Origin of the sequence: Hymenobacter terrenus (assembly GCF_000972495.1) — a bacterium.
Classification (GTDB): Bacteria; Bacteroidota; Bacteroidia; order Cytophagales; family Hymenobacteraceae; genus Hymenobacter; species Hymenobacter terrenus.
This window is the reverse complement of the sequence record NZ_LATM01000005.1, coordinates 111,244-128,054: the sequence shown is the minus strand read 5'-3', so window position 1 is coordinate 128,054 and position 16,811 is coordinate 111,244. Positions and strand designations below refer to the sequence as shown.

Genomic DNA, 16,811 nt, shown 5'->3' with positions numbered 1-16,811 from the left:
GAAAAAAGGCCGGCTTTCCGTGAGGAAGGCCGGCCTTTTTTGTGAATTACTGTGTCCGAATTATGCCAATACCTGCATGACGGACACGGCGGGCCAGGGTGTGGGCGTGACCCTGACGAGGTCCCAAAGGTCCTTCCTGCCAGTGTAGTGCAGGAAGACGCGGGCCGTGGTGATGATGTCTTTCTCGCAATACTTAACAATGCGGGCCAGGTCTTTTTCAACCCAGAATGCCCGGCCCACGTCGGAGCCATCGATGTCATCTTTGGGCGAGGGGATGCCAAACACGCCCGCCAGCAGGGCCAGGGTGATGTGGCCTTTATTGTCGCCGAATTTCCACAGTTCCATGGTGTCGAGCAGGTGGGGGAGGTCCCAAGGCTTGTGGCCGGCCACGTCGAGCATAGGTGGAATGTCCTGCCCGCAAATGAGCATGCGGCGGCCCAGGTAGCCGTAGTCGAACTCGCGGCCGTTGTGGGCGCACAGGAAGTAGCCATCGGGGCTGGCGGTTTCGAGCTTGGCGTAGCGGGTGGGGCCGTAGGGCGCGTAGCGGTGCAAAAAGTGGCTGAAACCACTCAGCACCTTGCATTCATCCTCATCGGCGAAGGACTTGGTTCGAAATTCCAGCGTCTCATCCTTCAGCATTCGGAAAAAGCCCACCGAGATGCATACGACTTTGCCGAACTCGGCATAGAGGCCACTGTTGGCGAACAGCTCCTCGTGGGTTTGGCCCTCGGCCAGCTCGCGGGCGTGGCGCTTGTCGCAGAACCGTTTCCAGAGCGACTGATGGGTGGCTGATAGCGCTGCATGAGTGGCGTGGCCGGGCACGGTTTCGATATCGACGAAGAAAACGCGGGTCAGTTCGACGTGGCGGAGGATATTCATGGCAGGGCAGCGAAAACAATTAACGTAGCCGAAGATACACCGACGAGCGCAAGCCTGGGCACCGCCACGCGCCACCGCCCCGCCAATGCAAGGCCAGACACCGCATTTGCGTCGTTTGAATTTTAAAAATGGGTAAGTCTGTAACGAATCGAATTAACGGCGGTACTCCCGAGGCTCACAGGCACCAAAAAGTCCTAAAACATAATTCGGGACGGCTCACATCGTGTACTGAAGCGCGGCACTTAGCACCAGCCCAGCCCTTCCCCTCATTCCATTCTTTCACTGCTAAAAAGACAAGCCATGTTGCTACGTTTCCCCTGGATTAAGCTTCGAATTATTTCAATAGTTAAGGCAACTAGTGGTGTGGGGGTGACATCCTTGGGGCCTTATACTATTTCCGCCTTATTGATGAACACCTATCGTTTGCTTGGCCTGTTGCTGGCCATCTGGTTCGGAATAAGCCCCGTTGCCCACGCCCAAACCCCCGCCGCTCCACCGGTTCTCACTGGCAACGGCTCTCTTACGGGCACAGTGCTCGACTCGCTGAAGAAAGAGCCTGTGCCCTATGCCACGGTGGTGCTCCTGCCGCCAGCGCCCAATGACAAGCCGATAACCGGCGTGGCCGCCGATGACAAAGGGCATTTTGAGCTCACTAAACTGGCCCCCGGCCCCGCCCGGCTGCGCGTGAGCTACGTAGGCTACGGCACCCAGACCCGCACCGTGACCATCACCGACGGGGCCACCGACGCGGGCACCTTCCAGCTACCCACCGCCGGTACCGCGCTGGCCGAGGCCGTCATCATCGGCACGAAGCCGGTGGTGGAAGTGCGACCCGACCGCATCGTGTACAACGCCGAACAGGACGTGACCAACGCCGGGGGCACCGCCGCCGACGTGCTGCGCAAAGCCCCACTGCTGGCCGTAGATGGCGATGGCAACGTGAAAATGCGCGGCTCCGGCAACTTCAAGGTGTTGGTAAACAACAAGCCCTCGCCCACGCTGGCAAGTAACTTGGCCGAAGCGCTGAAAGGCATCCCGGCTGAGCAGATTAAATCGGTGGAAATCATCACCACCCCGCCGGCCAAATACGACGGCGAAGGCACAGCCGGCATCATCAACATTGTGCTGAAAAAGGGCGTGGACCAGGGCCTGAACGGCCAGGTGAGTGCCTCGGGCGGCAACCGTAATTCGAGCACCCGGGGCTCGCTCAACTTCAAAAAGAGCAAGCTTGGCTTCACGTCATCGGCGGGCATGGGCCGTTGGTACGGGCCGAGTGGGTATGAGCGCGTGCGGTTTGGCAAGCAGGACAATTCGACCCTCACCCAAAGTGGCAGCGGCAAGTACGGTGGCCAGTGGTACAGCGGTTCGGTGGGCCTCGATTACGAAATGAGTGAGCACCAAAGCTTGTCGCTGGCGGGCTCGGTGTACAATTACGACGGCGACTACAACACCAACCTGCTCAACAACTTTGTGGCGGCCGAGACTGCTAATAATCAGCTTTTCAATCGCTTTACCAATACTCTGTTCGGTTCCTTCAACGGCGAGTTGACTGGCACCTATACCAAGACCTTCGCCCAGCCCCGCCGCGAGTGGAGCGTGGTGGGCCAGTACGCCCGCAACAACGGCACGTTTGGCTACGATTTCGATGAGTATAAGGACTCTTTTGTGAACCTCGGAACCGACCAGGCCAGCTACCGCGAGCGTAGCCGTGGCCGCACGCCGGGCCGCGAATACACGGCTCAAACCGACCTGGTGCAGCCCTTCGGGGAGAAACAGACGCTGGAAATCGGCCTGAAAGCCATCTGGCGCAACACCGGCTCGGTGGCCGACGTGGACGGCCTGACCCGCAGAGAGACAGATGGTTTTGTGCGCCTGCCCGACCGCTCCACCAATTTCAACTACGACCAGAACGTGCAGGCTGCTTATGCCACTTACTCGTTCGCGGCCAGCAAAAAGTTGAATATCAGTCTCGGCAGCCGCGTGGAGCGCACCGCCCTGGCGGCTGATTTCCGCATCACCGATACGGGCTTTGAGCGTAACTACACGTCGGTGCTGCCCAATGGCAATGCCCAGTATTCGTTCAGCGAGAGCAACAGCCTGCGCCTGGCCTACAGCCGCCGCATCACCCGGCCCTACATCGACTACCTCAACCCCTTCGTAGACCGCAGCGACCGAACCAATATCTCGTTCGGCAACCCCGACCTCGACCCCGAGCTAACCGATTCTTACGAGCTGAGCTTCAATACCAACGGCAAGGCTGGTTCGCTCAATATCTCGGGCTCGGTGCGGCGCACCGACAACGCCATCGAATCGGTGCGCCAGCCCACCGACGTGGTAGGCGTTACGCAGCAAACCTACGCTAACGTGGCTTCCAACGCCTTTTACCAGCTCAATTTCTACGGCTCAGCCAAGCCCGTCACGGGCTGGGAAATCAGCGGCGGCCCCGATGTGCAGTACATCGTGCGCCGCAGCCCGACGCTGGGCATCGAGCGGCGCGGTTTCACGGCCGGGCTCAACTTCAACACCTCCTACAAGCTGCCCAAGAAGTTCACCATACAGGCCTTCGTCTACAGCTCGCTGCCCTCGCCCGACTTGCAGGGGCGGGGCTCGGCCAACCTTTATTATCAGTTGGGCACCAAGAAAAGCTTCCTCAAGGATAAAGCCGATTTGGTGCTGAATTTTGGCTCGCCCTTCAACGACTATTGGATTTATCGCAACACCACAAACACGCGGGATTTCAGCGAAACCAACGAGTTCAAGGCTTTTCAACGCTCGTTCCGCCTCAGCTTCAGCTACCGTTTTGGCCAGGAGCAGAAGGGCAAGCAGCGCAAGTCTGTTTCGAACGACGACGTGAAAAGTGGCGGTAATAAACAGGGCGGACAGTAGGGGCGAATAGAAGTGCGCGGGGCAACTCTCCTCACCAAGGATTGAAATTGTCCCGCTCCACTACAAACTCAGCAACTCCTTGAAGCGCACCGCTTGCCGGGTAGAAACGTCGACCCGGCGGCCGCCGCGCACTTCCAGTAGCAAGCCGCCCTTGTAGTAGGCGTGCACCTGTTCGATGGTCGTCAGGTTGAGAATCTGCTGGCGGTTGACGCGGAAGAACAGGTCGGGCGGAAGCTTGTCTTCGAGCTGCTGCAACGACTTGTGCAGCAGCGGCGAGTGCGACCCAAAATACACCCGCACATAATTGCCTACCGCTTCAAACAGGTCGATATCGGCAAGGCGCACGAAGTGGCACTGGTCGCCATCTTTTAGAAAAACCTGGCTTTGGGGCGTGAGGCGCTGAATGGCAGGAGTGGTGCCCGGCTGGTCAGTGCCGGGCTCCTCTGGCTCGGGCGGGGCCGTGTGCGCTTGGGGGAGGGACAGGCGCACGCGGGCCAGGGCTTGGGCCAGGCGTTCGGGGTGCACGGGCTTGAGCACGTAGTCGAGGGCCGATACCTGGAAGGCGCGGGTGGCATACTGGTCGTAGGCGGTCACAAACACGACCAGGGGCACTTGGTCGAGGCTTTCGAGCAGCTCAAAGCCGGTTTCGCCGGGCAGGGAGATGTCGAGTAGCAGGAGGTCGGGCCGCAGCTCGGGGATGAGCCGGCGGGCGGTATCAGCGTCAGCGGCCTCGCCCACGATTTCTATTTCGGGATGAGCCTCTTGCAGCAGATAGCGTAGCTCCTGGCGGGCCAGGTACTCGTCCTCGACAAGTAGGGCGCGGATAGCAGGGGGAGGGGAAATGGTCATGATAGGGGAGTAGCAGGCACCCCGAGGCGGGCCACGACCGTGCCGACGGGGTTTTCCTGAAGGGTAAGACTAGCGGTGTCGCCGTAGAGCGAATGCAAGCGTTGGCGGGTATTGAGCAAGCCCAGGCCGCCCACGTGCCCCGCCGGCCGGGGAGCCACCATCGGGGCCAAGTGGCCGGGCTGACTCACTTCAAGTTGCAGGTGCTCGGCCGCGAGGCTACTCCTGGTGGCCACCAGGTGCAGTACGCCGCCGCTGGGCCGGTTGCTGATGCCGTGCTTGACGGCATTTTCGACGAGGGTGAGCAGGGCGGCGGGGGGCACGGGCCAGGTGAGCAGGGCCTCGGGCACGTCGCACTGTACTTGCAGGCGCTCGGGGCCGAAGCGGGTTTGCTCCAGGGCTAGGTAGTCGCGCACGGCGGCAAGCTCCTCGGCTAAGGGAATAAGCTGGCGCTGCTCGTAGCTGAGGGTGTAGCGCAGGAGGTCGGCGAGTTGGGTAACGGCCGTGCGCGCCCGGTGCGGGTCGGTCAGCGTGAGCGCCCGGACCGAGTTGAGAGCGTTGAAGAGAAAATGAGGATTGATTTGCGAGCGCAGTAAATCCAGCTCGGCCTGACGACGGGCGGCTTCGGCGCGCAGCTCGCGGACCTCGGCGCGGGCCAGGCGCTCCCCTACCACGAAAAAATGGTAGGCCAGTACCCATACAATTAAGTAACGCCCTATTGCCACCACGCCAAAGGCGAACACTGACGCGCCCGACCAGTGCCACCCCTTGCCCGATAGCGACGAGGTAAGCAGCGACGACGCCACCTGCATCAGCAACGATAGTGCTACCAGGCCCAGCGCCGCCGCGCCCGCCTGCCACCCCAGCGGGGCCGCCAGCACCCGGAAGCGCAGCAGCAGCGCCCGGTAGCCGTGCGTGAGCAACAGGCCCAGGCCGGCCAGCCCCGCCAGCCAAAGTGGCGTGGCTGGCTGGTAACGGTCCAGCATCACGCTGGCCTGCACCTGCGTGGCCCAGAAGCCAATCCAGCCAACAAGCTGGCAAATCCAGTACCAGCGCTTGGCGTGGAAGAAGTGCGACATAAGACTTGCCTAGGAAGTAGTGCTGCGCTTTTGCCCCAGCACGAAGGTGCGCAAAGAAGGGGAGATAAAACGGTCAATCACACCGTGCAACAGATAAGGTGAACAAAGAGCGAAGTGCCCATCTCCCACAGTGAGGGATGGCTACTCGGCGCAGTGAGCAAGCATCCCCCACTGTGGGAGATGGGCACTTGCCAAGACGAGTAGCCATCCCCCACTGTAGGGGATAGGCACTCGCCATGCCAAGTAGCCATCCGCCACTGGCGGGGACGGGCACTTGCCGCGACGAGTACCCATTCTCACCAGTGGGGGATGGCTACTCGCCGCGCCGAGTACCTATCCCCCACTGGTCAGCCCGCCGCTGGTGAAGGCCTTGTACAGACTTCCTATTTACTGCCTCATCCGAAAGAAAAGCAGCAGGCAAAAGAAAAGCAAGCTGCCCCGGCCGCCCGTGTTATCCGGCCGGTAGCGCGGCGGCCAGTGGGCGGGCGGGCAGGCGTAGCGTGGCCGTCACGAATCCGGGTGGGCCTTCTTCCAGCGCCAGCGAAGCCATGTTGGCATAGATAGCCCGCAGGCGCTGGTGCGTATTGGCCAGCCCCAGGCCGGTGCCGAGTGCCTGGCCAGTTGGTGCGGCCAGGCCGCCGGGTTGGCGCACGGTCAGCGTCAGGCCAGCAGCGTGCCGGGCCGCGTGCAATTCCAGCGTGCCCCCGGCAGGGCTAGCGCTGATGCCGTGCTTGACGGCATTTTCGACGAGGGTGAGCAGGGCGGCGGGGGGCACGGGCCAGGTGAGCAGCTCCTCGGGCACATCGCATTGCACTTGCAGGCGCTCGGGGCCGAAGCGGGTTTGCTCCAGGGCCAGGTAGTCGCGCACGGCCGTTAGCTCTTCGCGTAATGAAATGACGGCGCTGGAGCCGGGGGGGCGCAACGAGTAGCGCAGCAAGTCGGAAAGCTGAGTGAGGGCGGTGCGGGTGCGGTGCGGGTCGGTGAGGGCCAGGGCCCGGATGGAATTGAGAGTATTAAAGAGGAAATGCGGGTTGATTTGGCTGTGCAGCAGCTCCAGCTGGGTGCGGTTGAGGTCGGCTTCGGCGCGGGCTCGTTGCAGTTCCGCGTCCACCCGCCGCTCCGCTGCCACAATCAAAAAGTACCCCAGGAGCCACACGAATGTGTAGTTTCCCCATGCCCGGCGGCCTAGTTTCGTATCCAGCCCTTTGTCGGCATTAAGCTCTTGTTTGCCTAAAGCGAGGCCCTTTGAAAGACCTGCGTCGAAAGAATCCTTCGGAGGAGCACCCGCCTTTGAAGCAAGGGCGTGCGAAGGCAAGATAACCGGGGGCGGAGGCGTTATTACCTGGCTCAGCCCCGCCAAAACCATATAGTAAGTATTGGCTAACCCAATTTTGAGCAGGAACAGAACCAGCAGCTGACGCCCCAGCTTAGCGCTCAGTATACCGGTGCGAATGAGTATTATCCGTACTACGTGCATTAGTAGTAGCCCCGCCAGCGCCTGACCAAACACCCAGACGACAATTACTTGTGCTGGCTCTTTCCCCAATTCGCTTCGCTCCATACCGTGCAGGGCGATGTATGTATCAACTTGAATGAGGGCAAAGCTCAACCAGAGCAGGAATTGCGCCACCCAGTACCATAGATATTTATAGCGAAGCCATTTCATAGTAAATAGCGACTCGCTGAAGGAGCCGACGCACGCCAAAAGTACCGCCCGGCCACGAGCCACCCGCATTTTTTCCAGCAACGCAGAAATACCGGGGGCAGCGCAAGCTCCGGCGCCCTCGAAGACTTTGCCGGTGCTTTCCACACGGCAGCAGGCTTTCTCCAACCGCCTGGGAGTAGGAGCGAGCTGCCCAAGCAGCGGGGAAGAATCCCCTGCGCGGAAATGCGCCCGAAAAATGTCGGCTCGGGCAACCGTTTCCGTCGGGGCCGCATCTAGCCTGCCGAACCCCGCTGCTGCGGCAGCCATCACCCCCTCTCACCGATGATATTCCATTTTTCGCGCGCCGCGTTGGGCGCTGCCTGGCCGCGCTTTGCCTCTTGAGTGGCCTCCCCGTAAAGGCCCAGGCCCAGTCGAAACCTGCTGCGGACCAAGTGGCGGGTCAGGTGCTCGACCAAGCCACCCAGGCGCCACTGCCCTACGCCAGCGTAGGCGTAATGGGCCGCTCGGTGGGCATCGTGGCCGACGGACAGGGCCGCTTCCGCTTAGCTATTCCCAGCCAGTACGATACTGACTCGCTTCGCATCGCGCTGGTGGGCTATCAGCCCCTGATGATGACCGTGCGCGACTTTCGACGCCTCACCTGCCCGGCTGGAACGTTCTGTCCGGTCAAGCTCACTGCCTCGGCAAAAACGGCCTTGGGTGAGGTAATGGTGCATCCCCAAGGCCAAGCCGTGCGCCGGGTGTTGGGTAATTCGGATGACGTAACTATCGTCCAACAGACCCAAGGCACTCTGTAAGTCCCTGGTTGAGTCCACGAGTCTTCAGCCTAATCCGCATTGCGCCCGCCCTGCCTTTTGCCGCACTCGTGTAAAACGCCGCCGCAATGGTAACCGGGCAAACATAGGTTTACGACGGGATACCTGTCCTCCTTTTTTCTGAGCCCATAAGTAACTAAACTTCATAAAAATGCGCCAATTGAAAAACATGCTGCTGGCTATTGGGCTGGCCGCCACGCCGGCTCTCAGCCTGGCCCAAGCACCCGCGCTGCTGAGCGGCACCGCGATAGATGCCCAGACCAAAGCGCCGCTGCCCTACGCCGCGCTGGGCCTGCGGCACACCGGCATCGGCACGGTGTCCAACGCGGAGGGCACCTTTCGGCTGCAAGTGCCGGCCGGCCATACCGCCGATACGGTGGAAGTGCAGTGCCTGGGCTACGCGCCGCTGCGCCTGCGGCTCCAGCCTGCTCTGTTCGCCACGGCGCAAACCCTGGCGCTCACGCCGCAGCAATACCAGCTGCGCGAGGTGCAGGTGACGGCTTATTCGCCCACGAGCCTGCTGGCCAAAGCCGTGCGGACCACCACCGCCCGCATGGCCAGCCCGGTGGTGCTCAGCTGCTACTACCGCGAGTTTGCCCGCCTCGACGGCAAGTATACCAAGTTTGCCGATGGGCTGGTCGACTACTACATCAAGGCCAACCCGCGCCGCCCCCGCGACCCCGAAGTGCAGGTGCGCGTGCGGGAATCCCGCGCCGGCGAGCTACCCCTGGCCCCCGACGATGCCAGCAAGGCCGTGCCTTCGCCCATTGATGTCGAAAAGGCCGGCAGCTATTACGATGTAACGGAGCGGGCTTCGTTTCTGGATAGCACGATGTTCCGGTTCTATAAGTACGAAATCAGCGAAGCCGTGGCCCCCAATGGAGGCGCGAACCCCTTCTACGTGGTAACCTGCACGCCCATCACCCACGAATATCCTCATCTGCGCCGGGCCACCGTCCGCATCGACCGCCAGACGCTGACCATTCGCAGCGTAGAGAGTGAAGTGCCGGAAGCCCTCCAGGCAGATATGAGAAGCATCAACCTGCTCATCATTAAGGCGCAGGCCACTTTCGCCCGCAAGCGCATCGAATACCACGAGCTAAACGGCCGGCTCTATCCCAGTTTCGTGCGGCTCGACTTGGGCTTGCGGCTGACCTCGGGCAGTAAGCCGCCGAGGGAGTACGCCTTTATCAGTGAGATGCTGGTGCGCAACCTGGCGCTTGATTCCCAGGCCCTGCCCATTCCCAAGGCCGAGCGGCATAGCGGCTCCCTCTATAAAAAAGGAACCAGCTACCAGCATTCTTACTGGCTCGAAGGCAACGTGGTGCCCGCCACCGCGGCCGAGGAAGCCGTCATTGCGCAGCTGGCCGCCCCCAAATAAGCTGCGTGCCAGGCCGTCTGGCCGCCCTGCCTGCTCGGGAGCGGGAGTTACCCTTCCCATCTGTTCACAAATTTTCCCTCTCTTTTTCTGTGAAAAAACCAATTGACTGTTGTGAAATACAGTGTCGTGATGCTTTTGATTTTATGGATTGGTCGGGCTGAGGCTTGGGCGCAGCCGACTACTGGCTTCGTGCTACGGGGCCCTGAACGACGCGCCGGCCCCCGCCGCGCCGTGGGCCCCGCGGCGCCTGCTCTGGCAAGCCGGCATCATAATGCGCCTACGTTGAGGGGTTGGGCTCCTGTGGCCATCCTAAATTTCGCACTAATAGCCGGCTGAATTTCCCGCAAGCTCGGGCGCCTGTAATGGCTCACGAAGTTGGGCGATATACCTTTTGCCTGACCAAAAAACAGCTTTCCCGCGTCCACTTGGCATTTTGCCGCGCTTGTGTAAAACCAGGTGCCCAACGCAATGGTTAATCAGCATCTTTGAGTTAAATAGTTATGCGGAGCTATCTGCAACCGATTGAAGATTAATACATCTTTAGTCACTTTTTCTTTCTGCTCATTCCCAAATCACACCCCAAACTCAACCACACTATGAAAAAAAACCATCTAAACATTGTCGCGGGCTTGCTCGTCATGGCCGCAGTATGGGCGCCCCCGGTCGCCGCTCAAACCGCCCCTAAGGGGAAAGTATCGCTCAGCTTATTGAGCCTCACAACCCAGACCGGAGCCCGCGGCCAAGCGCCGCAGAAAAAAGCTGGGGCCGGCTCTCCATTTGTGCTCAACAGCCGCATTCAGCAGTACGATGGCTACGTAGCAGTTGAGGCTGTTGCTACCACGGCTAGCGCCCAGCAGCTGCTGGCCGACCTGACCGCCCAGGGCCTGCGCCAAGGCACGGCTTACGGCGCAATGGTATCGGGTCTATTCCCCGTGAACCGCCTCGCGGCGCTCGAAGGCCTGCCCTCGCTGCAACATATGCGCCCGGCCTATAAGCCTACCAAGAAAATAGGCATCACCACCAGCCAGGGCGACCGCGCCCTGCGTGCCGACATAGCCCGGACCAAGTTCGGCGTGAGCGGAAAGGGTGTGAAAGTGGGCATCCTCTCCGATAGCTACAACAACCTGGGCGGCGCTGCCGCTGGCGTGGCCAGCAAAGACCTGCCTGCCAACGTGCAGGTAATTAAAGACCTACCCGAAGGGGGTAGCGACGAAGGCCGTGGCATGGCCGAAATCGTGCACGACGTAGCCCCCGGGGCAGACATCGCCTTTTACACCGCTTTTCTGGGGCAGGCCGACTTCGCCCAGGGCATTATCGACCTAGAGGCAGCCGGCTCCAAGGTTATTGTCGATGACGTTGGGTACGCGGATGAGCCTTTCTTCCAGAATGGCATCGTGGCCCAGGCAATTGAGAAAGTGGTGCGTAAAGGCGCGTCTTACTTTTCGGCCGCTGGCAACTCAGGCGAGCAATCGTATGAGGCTCCATTCCGTAACTCTGGTACCCAAATACCCGGCATTACTGGCGAAGCCCACAGCTTTGCTCCCGGCGATGTGCAGCAGAGCATCACGGTGGCGCCCGGTGCTAGCCTGACCCTGTCCCTGCAGTGGGACGACCCGTTCTTCTCGGCTAGCGGAGTGCGCGGCGCCCAAACCGACCTCGACCTGCATCTGCTCTTCGACGGTCAGCTAATCTTCTCCTCTACGGAAAAGAATATAGGTGGCGACCCCGTTGAGTTTTTGGGCGTGACCAACAATGACACCGTGGCCGCCACTTTGCAGATAGCAATTGTGAAAGTGGCCGGTCCAGACCCTACTCGAATCAAATACGTCAACTTCGCCGACGAGGCAGTGTCGGTGGAGTACGACACGAAGAGCCCGACGCTGGTGGGCCACCCCAACTCCGAGTCGGCCACGGCCGTCGCAGCGGCGGCCTACTTCCAGACACCTGTTTTCGACCCCAATACGCCCGTGCCGGTGGTCGAGTCTTTCTCGTCGCTCGGCGGCACACCCCGCCTTTTCGATGAAAGAGGCAACCGGCGTGGGCCCCGCGTGCTACCTAAGCCCGACCTGACTGGGCCGGATGGCGCGAACACGACTTTCTTCCCCGGCTTTGCTGGCGCTGATTTCGACCGCGATGGCTTCCCCAACTTCTTCGGTACTAGTGCAGCGGCCCCGCACGTGGCGGCCGTGGCCGCGCTGATGATCGAAGCCTCATCCGGTTTCCTGCCTCCGCTGGCCATCCGCGGCCTGTTGCAGCGCACGGCTCAGGACATGGACAATCCGCTCACACCGAACTTCGATAGAGGGTTCGACTTCAAAACCGGTCTCGGTTTCGTGCGGGCTGATAATGCGGTGGCTCCGCTGGCACCCATTCAGCAAAACCTGGCACTGCTCGTATCGCTCTTCCCCAACCCAACGAATGGTCGGGTTACGTTCCAGATTACGGCGCCGACTCAGCAGGACATCAAGCTCAGCGTAGTAGACCGCATGGGCAAGGAAGTATTCCACACCCAAGGCAACTCGGCGCTGACGCTCACTCAGGACTTTAGTGCTTTGCCCAAAGGCCTGTATGTAGCCAAAGTGCAGACCAATAACGAGGTGAAGTCTCAGATACTGGAGATTCAATAAGCAGCTAAGTACGAGGTTCCGTTTGAGCCTTTTTTGAGTCTGGGTACCATAGTAGGGGGCTTCTCGTTGCCTGCTATGGTACCCAGTACTATTTTTAATACTGAGGTTAATTGCATGTGGTTCAGTCAAAATAGCTATCAGTAGCTGAGGCTAATAGCAATAACTGGGCGCGACCAGGCCAAGTCTGTTACCCACGTTTTGGGGTGGCTGATGCGCGGTCTTGCGACAACGCTGAAACAGAAAGCCAAGGGATATTTTCTGCTACATACTTTACACAAACAGCTGACTAATCGGAATTAGTGTCAGCTCCTTTTTCACTTCTGTTTTACTTTAATTCATGAAACCGCTGCTTGTCCTGCTGCTCTTTTTTCTGCTCCCTTTTTTCACGCTGGCCCAAACCTGGCAAAAACAAACCACCGACCCTTACCGCGGCAAGCAGGATGATATTTGCTTCGTCACGCCCAATCAGGGCTGGTACGTGAACGGCGCTGGTAAAATCTACGGCACCCGCGACGGCGGCCAGCACTGGCAGAAGCTGTACGAGAAGCCTGGCACCTTCTTCCGCTGCGTGGCCTTCATCGACAGCTTACGCGGTTTCGCCGGTAACATCGGCACCCAGTACTTTCCCGGCGTTACCGATACCATTCCGCTCTACGCCACCCGCGACGGGGGCCGTAGCTGGAACCCCGTAAAGTACAGCGGCCCCACCATCAAAGGCCTCTGCGCGCTCGACGTGGTGAAGGAGCAGTTCATCAACGCCGGGAATATTGACTACCGCTACCACATTTTCGGCGGCGGCCGGGTGGGCGGGCCGGGCTTCCTGCTGCACTCGCCCGACAACGGTGACTCCTGGACCTCGCGCGACCTGCGGCCCTTCGGCGCCCAGTACATTCTTGATATTAAGATGTTCACGCCCCGCGAGGGCTTCCTGTGCGCCGGCTCCGATATGGCGGTGGAGAAGTCCAATGCCCTCATCCTCTACACGAGCGACGGCGGCCAGACCTGGCAGAAGCGCTACCAAAGCCCGCGGCCCTTCGAAATCACTTGGAAGCAGAGTTGGCCCTCGCGCAAGGTGGGTTACGTCACCATTCAGAGCTATAATCCCGACACGCTGGTGGTGCAGCGCTACGTGGCTAAAACTACCAACGGCGGCAAAACCTGGAAGGAAATACCGCTGGTCAAAAATCCCAAAGTGCGGGAATTTGGCGTAGGCTTCGCCGATGAAAAAACCGGTTGGGTCGGAGCCACTCCCCACGGCTTCGGCACCCGCGATGGTGGCCAGACCTGGGAAAAAGTTGATTTTGGCAACGCAGTAAATAAAATTCGCCTCATCAAAACGCCCGACGGTGGCTATGTGGCTTACGCTATTGGGGTGAATGTGTACAAGTTGAGCGCGGCGCCAGCCGGGAAGCAGGTAAAGCCCTAAGCGTGTCGAAGTATATCTACCGCCTGTATAATTCTTGAGGTAGTTGCCGCGCTAAAGATACTTCACTGCTTCAGCGCGGCGACTGCTATGGATACTCCTGCTCAACTCCTATCAAGGTCAATGAAGAAAAATATACGCAGCATCCTGCTAATCCTGGTACTTTTCGGGACGGGTGGGGTGGTGGGCGGCTTGTCGGGTAAGTATGCCGTGACTGTCACGGCGAATAGCCATTGGGGGCCTTGGCGTGTGGGCGGCGCACTGCTGGTACTGCTGCCGCTGGCTTGGCTAGTAGCCGTGGGGCTGCACGAACTAGGCCATGCGCTAGCGGGCCGCATGCAGGGCTTTGCCTTTCACTGGCTGGCTGTGGGGCCGCTGTTGTGGAAGAAGCGCGACGGCCGTCTGCGTTTTGAGTGGAACACCAACCTAAACACCGCTGGCGGCATGGTGCTGAGTGTACCTACCGGCGACCACAATCTGCGCCGCCGCTTCCTGGCCTTTGCTGCGGGTGGGCCGCTGGGCAGCCTGGCTTGGGCAGTGCTGGCCTTGGCGGCCTGGGCGCTGCTACCGGTTGGCACGTCGGAAATAGGTAAGCTGTTACGACTAGGCTTGGGAATTAGCGGCGGTATTTCGGCTTTGCTGACAATGCTCACACTGATACCCATGCACACGGGCGGTTTTTATAGCGACGGCGCGCGGGTGCTGAACTTGTGGCGTGATGGCCCGGCCGGGCAGCTTGAAGTGGCTGTCATTTCGGCCTTAGCACGCTCGGTGGCCGGGGTGCGCCCCCGCAAACTGCCCCTGAGCCAACTCGAAGCAGCGGCCGCGCTGTCAGATGAACTGCCGTTCAAGCTCTATGTGTACCACTATCTCTACCTGGCGGCCCTTGACGCCGGACAGTTTGAGCCGGCCGGTTACTACCTGCGGGAGTACCGTGACCGGCTAGGTCCAGTGCCCACCGTGCTACAAGCCAGCGTGTGGCTGGAGTCAGCATTTTTCGCAGCGGCCTACGAGTACGACCTGCCGGCGGCCCGCGCTTTCCTGACACAGGCGAAGATTACGACCCACATTCCGGCTGATGTGCCGCCGCGCGTCCAAGCCGCCATAGCCCGTTTAGCTGGCGATGTCGACGGTGCCTGCGCTCAGGCCCAAGCGGCTCTGTGCGAACTGTCCAAAAGCTTCGACCAAGGCAGTGCCCACTTCTACGCCGAGTGGCTGGCCGACACGGTGCGCTGGGCTAGGCAAACAGACCCCGCCGCTAACACTAATTGTTGATTTTTGCCGCTTGCTGCCTCAGTGACCAACGAGGTGCAACCGGACTCTAAGCGCTTATAAACAAGTGCGCCGACCTACGGCTCTTCTGCTCCAATTACTTCTTTCCAGCGCCTCTAACTGACCATTCAGCCCAAGGCCTGCTAGCAGCCCCGCGCCCGCCCCGCCTTTTGCCGCACTCGTGTAAAAAGCGGCGGCTTAGCGTTAGTTCGGCTCTTTAGTTTGTGCCAGTAATTCATTGAATCACTTCAATCATAACTGGCTTCGTCATGCTATGCATCTATCACTTCTGCCTTACTACCGCTTTCGTTCTTTTACTGAACCTGCTGCCCAGTATGCTTCAGGCCCAGTCCTATGCATGGCAGGCTCTGGCCGATGCTCCGCGCAATGGGCAGACGCAGGACGATAGTTCGATTGTGAAGTCGAGTCTGGGCAGTGCCGTGAACAGCTCGGGACAGATTGACAAAACCACCAATAGTAGTCTGGCCCGGACTTGGCAACTGCCCCAACTCGGCGCCACGCTTGCCCCGGCCACCTTTGGCTTCGAGGCCTTGCTCAACCCCGCAACCCGGCAGGTCACATTGCGCTACACGCTGCCCCGTCGTCAGCCCGTGCGCTTGGTAATAAACGACTTACAGGGACGAGAAACCGGGGCAGTCCTCGAGTTTACTCAGGACGCCGGCTCCCATGAGCTTACGTACACGCTGCCCCTTACGCTCGCGCCCAACCGCCTGCAATTTACCTTATCCACGGCCCATGGCCATGCCACGCTGCCAGTCAGCCTCTGACCTTAACCAAAGCGTAAATTTCTGGTATCGTGCGAATTCACGCATTCTGTGGTGCTCGGGCAACCGCCGACCAAAAACGTGCATCTATTTCGGTCAGCTGTAATGTTCGGCCCTGTTTTGCGAATAACTCCCAGCCAGCTTTCAGCTGATTCTTCTCGCGTCACTTTCACCTCACCTTATTTTCTGCAACCATGGCTCTCACCATCACCAACCTCTCCAAGACGTACCCGAATGGGACGCAGGCCCTCAAAAATGTTAGCCTCACCATCCCCACGGGGATGTTTGGCTTGCTGGGCCCCAACGGCGCGGGCAAATCCAGCCTGATGCGTACCATCGCCACTTTACAGGATGCCGATACTGGTTCCATTCAGCTCGACGACATCGACGTACTGCGCAACAAGGAGGCCGTGCGCCGCGTGCTGGGCTATTTGCCCCAGGAGTTTGGCGTGTACCCCAGCGTGAGCGCCGAGGAATTGCTCGACCACTTTGCCACGCTCAAAGGTATTGCCAATGGTAAGGAGCGCAAGGAAATAGTGGCATCTCTGCTCCACCAAACCAACCTTTACGACGTGCGCAAAAAGCACGTGGGCGGCTATTCGGGTGGTATGAAGCAGCGTTTCGGCATCGCGCAGGCCCTGCTCGGCAATCCCCGCCTCATCATCGTCGATGAGCCTACCGCCGGCCTCGACCCGGCCGAGCGCAACCGCTTTCACAACCTGCTGAGCGAGATTGGCGAAAACCTGGTAGTCATCCTCAGCACCCACATCGTGTCCGACGTTTCGGACCTCTGCCGGAGCATGGCCATCATCAACCGGGGCGAAGTACTGCTCACCGGCGACCCGCTCACGGTGATGAATAACCTGAAAGGGAAAATCTGGCGCAAGCTGGTCGAGAAAGCTGAATTGCCCGCCCTGCAAGCCAGCCAGCAGGTGATTAGCTCGCGGCTGTTTGCCGGCAAAACTGTGGTGCACGTACTAGCCGATTCGGCTCCGGATAGTGGGTTTGACTTGGTGAATCCGGATTTGGAAGACGTGTACTTCTCAGAAATTAAAAGCTACGAGTCAAAAATTAAAAACGGACCCGTTCTGGCCTAAAAAAGCTCTCTGCGTAACGCAGGAGCACCTTTTGATTTTCAATTCAGGCTTTTAA

General features: G+C 59.8%; 12 protein-coding genes. 8 read left to right on the top strand and 4 right to left on the bottom strand.

Annotated features, from left to right (window positions below; all coding sequences use genetic code 11):
* Nucleotides 1-60: 60 nt before the first annotated feature.
* Nucleotides 61-879, bottom strand: a complete 819-nt coding sequence (locus tag WX88_RS09830; protein ID WP_052732538.1) for a ribonuclease H-like domain-containing protein — start codon at nt 877-879, stop codon at nt 61-63.
* Between the two features lie 408 nt (nt 880-1,287).
* Here WX88_RS09830 and WX88_RS09825 point away from each other — a divergent pair, with 408 nt between their 5' ends.
* Entirely contained in the window at nt 1,288-3,765 is a 2,478-nt protein-coding gene (locus tag WX88_RS09825) for an outer membrane beta-barrel family protein (RefSeq protein WP_046244186.1), read from the top strand.
* 60 nt (nt 3,766-3,825) lie between these two features.
* Here WX88_RS09825 and WX88_RS09820 read toward each other — a convergent pair whose 3' ends face one another.
* From WX88_RS09820 to WX88_RS27425, 3 genes are all read right to left on the bottom strand, one after another.
* Nucleotides 3,826-4,614, bottom strand: coding sequence for a LytR/AlgR family response regulator transcription factor (locus tag WX88_RS09820; protein WP_082115950.1), 789 nt, complete (start codon nt 4,612-4,614; stop codon nt 3,826-3,828).
* Nucleotides 4,611-5,690, bottom strand: a complete 1,080-nt coding sequence (locus WX88_RS09815) for a sensor histidine kinase (protein ID WP_046244185.1) — start codon at nt 5,688-5,690, stop codon at nt 4,611-4,613. The genes WX88_RS09820 and WX88_RS09815 overlap by 4 nt, the downstream gene beginning before the upstream one ends.
* A gap of 451 nt (nt 5,691-6,141) precedes the next feature.
* Nucleotides 6,142-7,356: a sensor histidine kinase gene (locus WX88_RS27425; protein WP_197076734.1), complete on the bottom strand. Its 1,215-nt coding sequence runs from the start codon at nt 7,354-7,356 to the stop codon at nt 6,142-6,144.
* Nucleotides 7,357-7,733: 377 nt separating this feature from the next.
* On the opposite strand from WX88_RS27425, the gene WX88_RS09805 reads away from it, so the two are divergent.
* The 7 genes from WX88_RS09805 to WX88_RS09775 all read left to right on the top strand — a co-directional run bounded on the left by WX88_RS09805 (nt 7,734) and on the right by WX88_RS09775 (nt 16,756).
* Nucleotides 7,734-8,153, top strand: coding sequence for a carboxypeptidase-like regulatory domain-containing protein (locus tag WX88_RS09805; protein WP_046244184.1), 420 nt, complete (start codon nt 7,734-7,736; stop codon nt 8,151-8,153).
* A gap of 169 nt (nt 8,154-8,322) precedes the next feature.
* Entirely contained in the window at nt 8,323-9,552 is a 1,230-nt protein-coding gene (locus tag WX88_RS09800; protein WP_046244183.1) for a carboxypeptidase-like regulatory domain-containing protein, read from the top strand.
* Between the two features lie 596 nt (nt 9,553-10,148).
* The gene (locus WX88_RS09795) at nt 10,149-12,179 is read left to right on the top strand and encodes a S8 family serine peptidase (protein WP_052732536.1); all 2,031 of its coding nucleotides are present in this window, start codon (nt 10,149-10,151) and stop codon (nt 12,177-12,179) included.
* 337 nt (nt 12,180-12,516) lie between these two features.
* On the top strand, nt 12,517-13,605 hold the full coding sequence (locus WX88_RS09790) for a WD40/YVTN/BNR-like repeat-containing protein (RefSeq protein ID WP_046244182.1): 1,089 nt from the start codon (nt 12,517-12,519) through the stop codon (nt 13,603-13,605).
* 120 nt (nt 13,606-13,725) lie between these two features.
* Nucleotides 13,726-14,877 (top strand): site-2 protease family protein, encoded by a 1,152-nt coding sequence (locus WX88_RS09785; RefSeq protein ID WP_046244181.1) that lies wholly within the window; start codon nt 13,726-13,728, stop codon nt 14,875-14,877.
* A gap of 332 nt (nt 14,878-15,209) precedes the next feature.
* Complete coding sequence (locus tag WX88_RS09780; protein WP_156176044.1) at nt 15,210-15,662, top strand: hypothetical protein; 453 nt, start codon at nt 15,210-15,212, stop codon at nt 15,660-15,662.
* 191 nt (nt 15,663-15,853) lie between these two features.
* Nucleotides 15,854-16,756, top strand: coding sequence for an ABC transporter ATP-binding protein (locus tag WX88_RS09775; RefSeq protein ID WP_046244179.1), 903 nt, complete (start codon nt 15,854-15,856; stop codon nt 16,754-16,756).
* Nucleotides 16,757-16,811 lie beyond the last annotated feature (55 nt).

Excerpts from the sequence above, each read along its gene's own strand:
- WX88_RS09830 (WP_052732538.1), bottom strand. The coding sequence starts at position 879 with ATGAATATCCTCCGCCACGTCGAACTGACCCGCGTTTTCTTCGTCGAT.
- WX88_RS09825 (WP_046244186.1), top strand. The coding sequence starts at position 1,288 with ATGAACACCTATCGTTTGCTTGGCCTGTTGCTGGCCATCTGGTTCGGA.
- WX88_RS09820 (WP_082115950.1), bottom strand. The coding sequence starts at position 4,614 with ATGACCATTTCCCCTCCCCCTGCTATCCGCGCCCTACTTGTCGAGGAC.
- WX88_RS09815 (WP_046244185.1), bottom strand. The coding sequence starts at position 5,690 with ATGTCGCACTTCTTCCACGCCAAGCGCTGGTACTGGATTTGCCAGCTT.
- WX88_RS27425 (WP_197076734.1), bottom strand. The coding sequence starts at position 7,356 with ATGAAATGGCTTCGCTATAAATATCTATGGTACTGGGTGGCGCAATTC.
- WX88_RS09800 (WP_046244183.1), top strand. The coding sequence starts at position 8,323 with ATGCGCCAATTGAAAAACATGCTGCTGGCTATTGGGCTGGCCGCCACG.
- WX88_RS09795 (WP_052732536.1), top strand. The coding sequence starts at position 10,149 with ATGAAAAAAAACCATCTAAACATTGTCGCGGGCTTGCTCGTCATGGCC.
- WX88_RS09790 (WP_046244182.1), top strand. The coding sequence starts at position 12,517 with ATGAAACCGCTGCTTGTCCTGCTGCTCTTTTTTCTGCTCCCTTTTTTC.
- WX88_RS09785 (WP_046244181.1), top strand. The coding sequence starts at position 13,726 with ATGAAGAAAAATATACGCAGCATCCTGCTAATCCTGGTACTTTTCGGG.
- WX88_RS09780 (WP_156176044.1), top strand. The coding sequence starts at position 15,210 with ATGCTTCAGGCCCAGTCCTATGCATGGCAGGCTCTGGCCGATGCTCCG.
- WX88_RS09775 (WP_046244179.1), top strand. The coding sequence starts at position 15,854 with ATGGCTCTCACCATCACCAACCTCTCCAAGACGTACCCGAATGGGACG.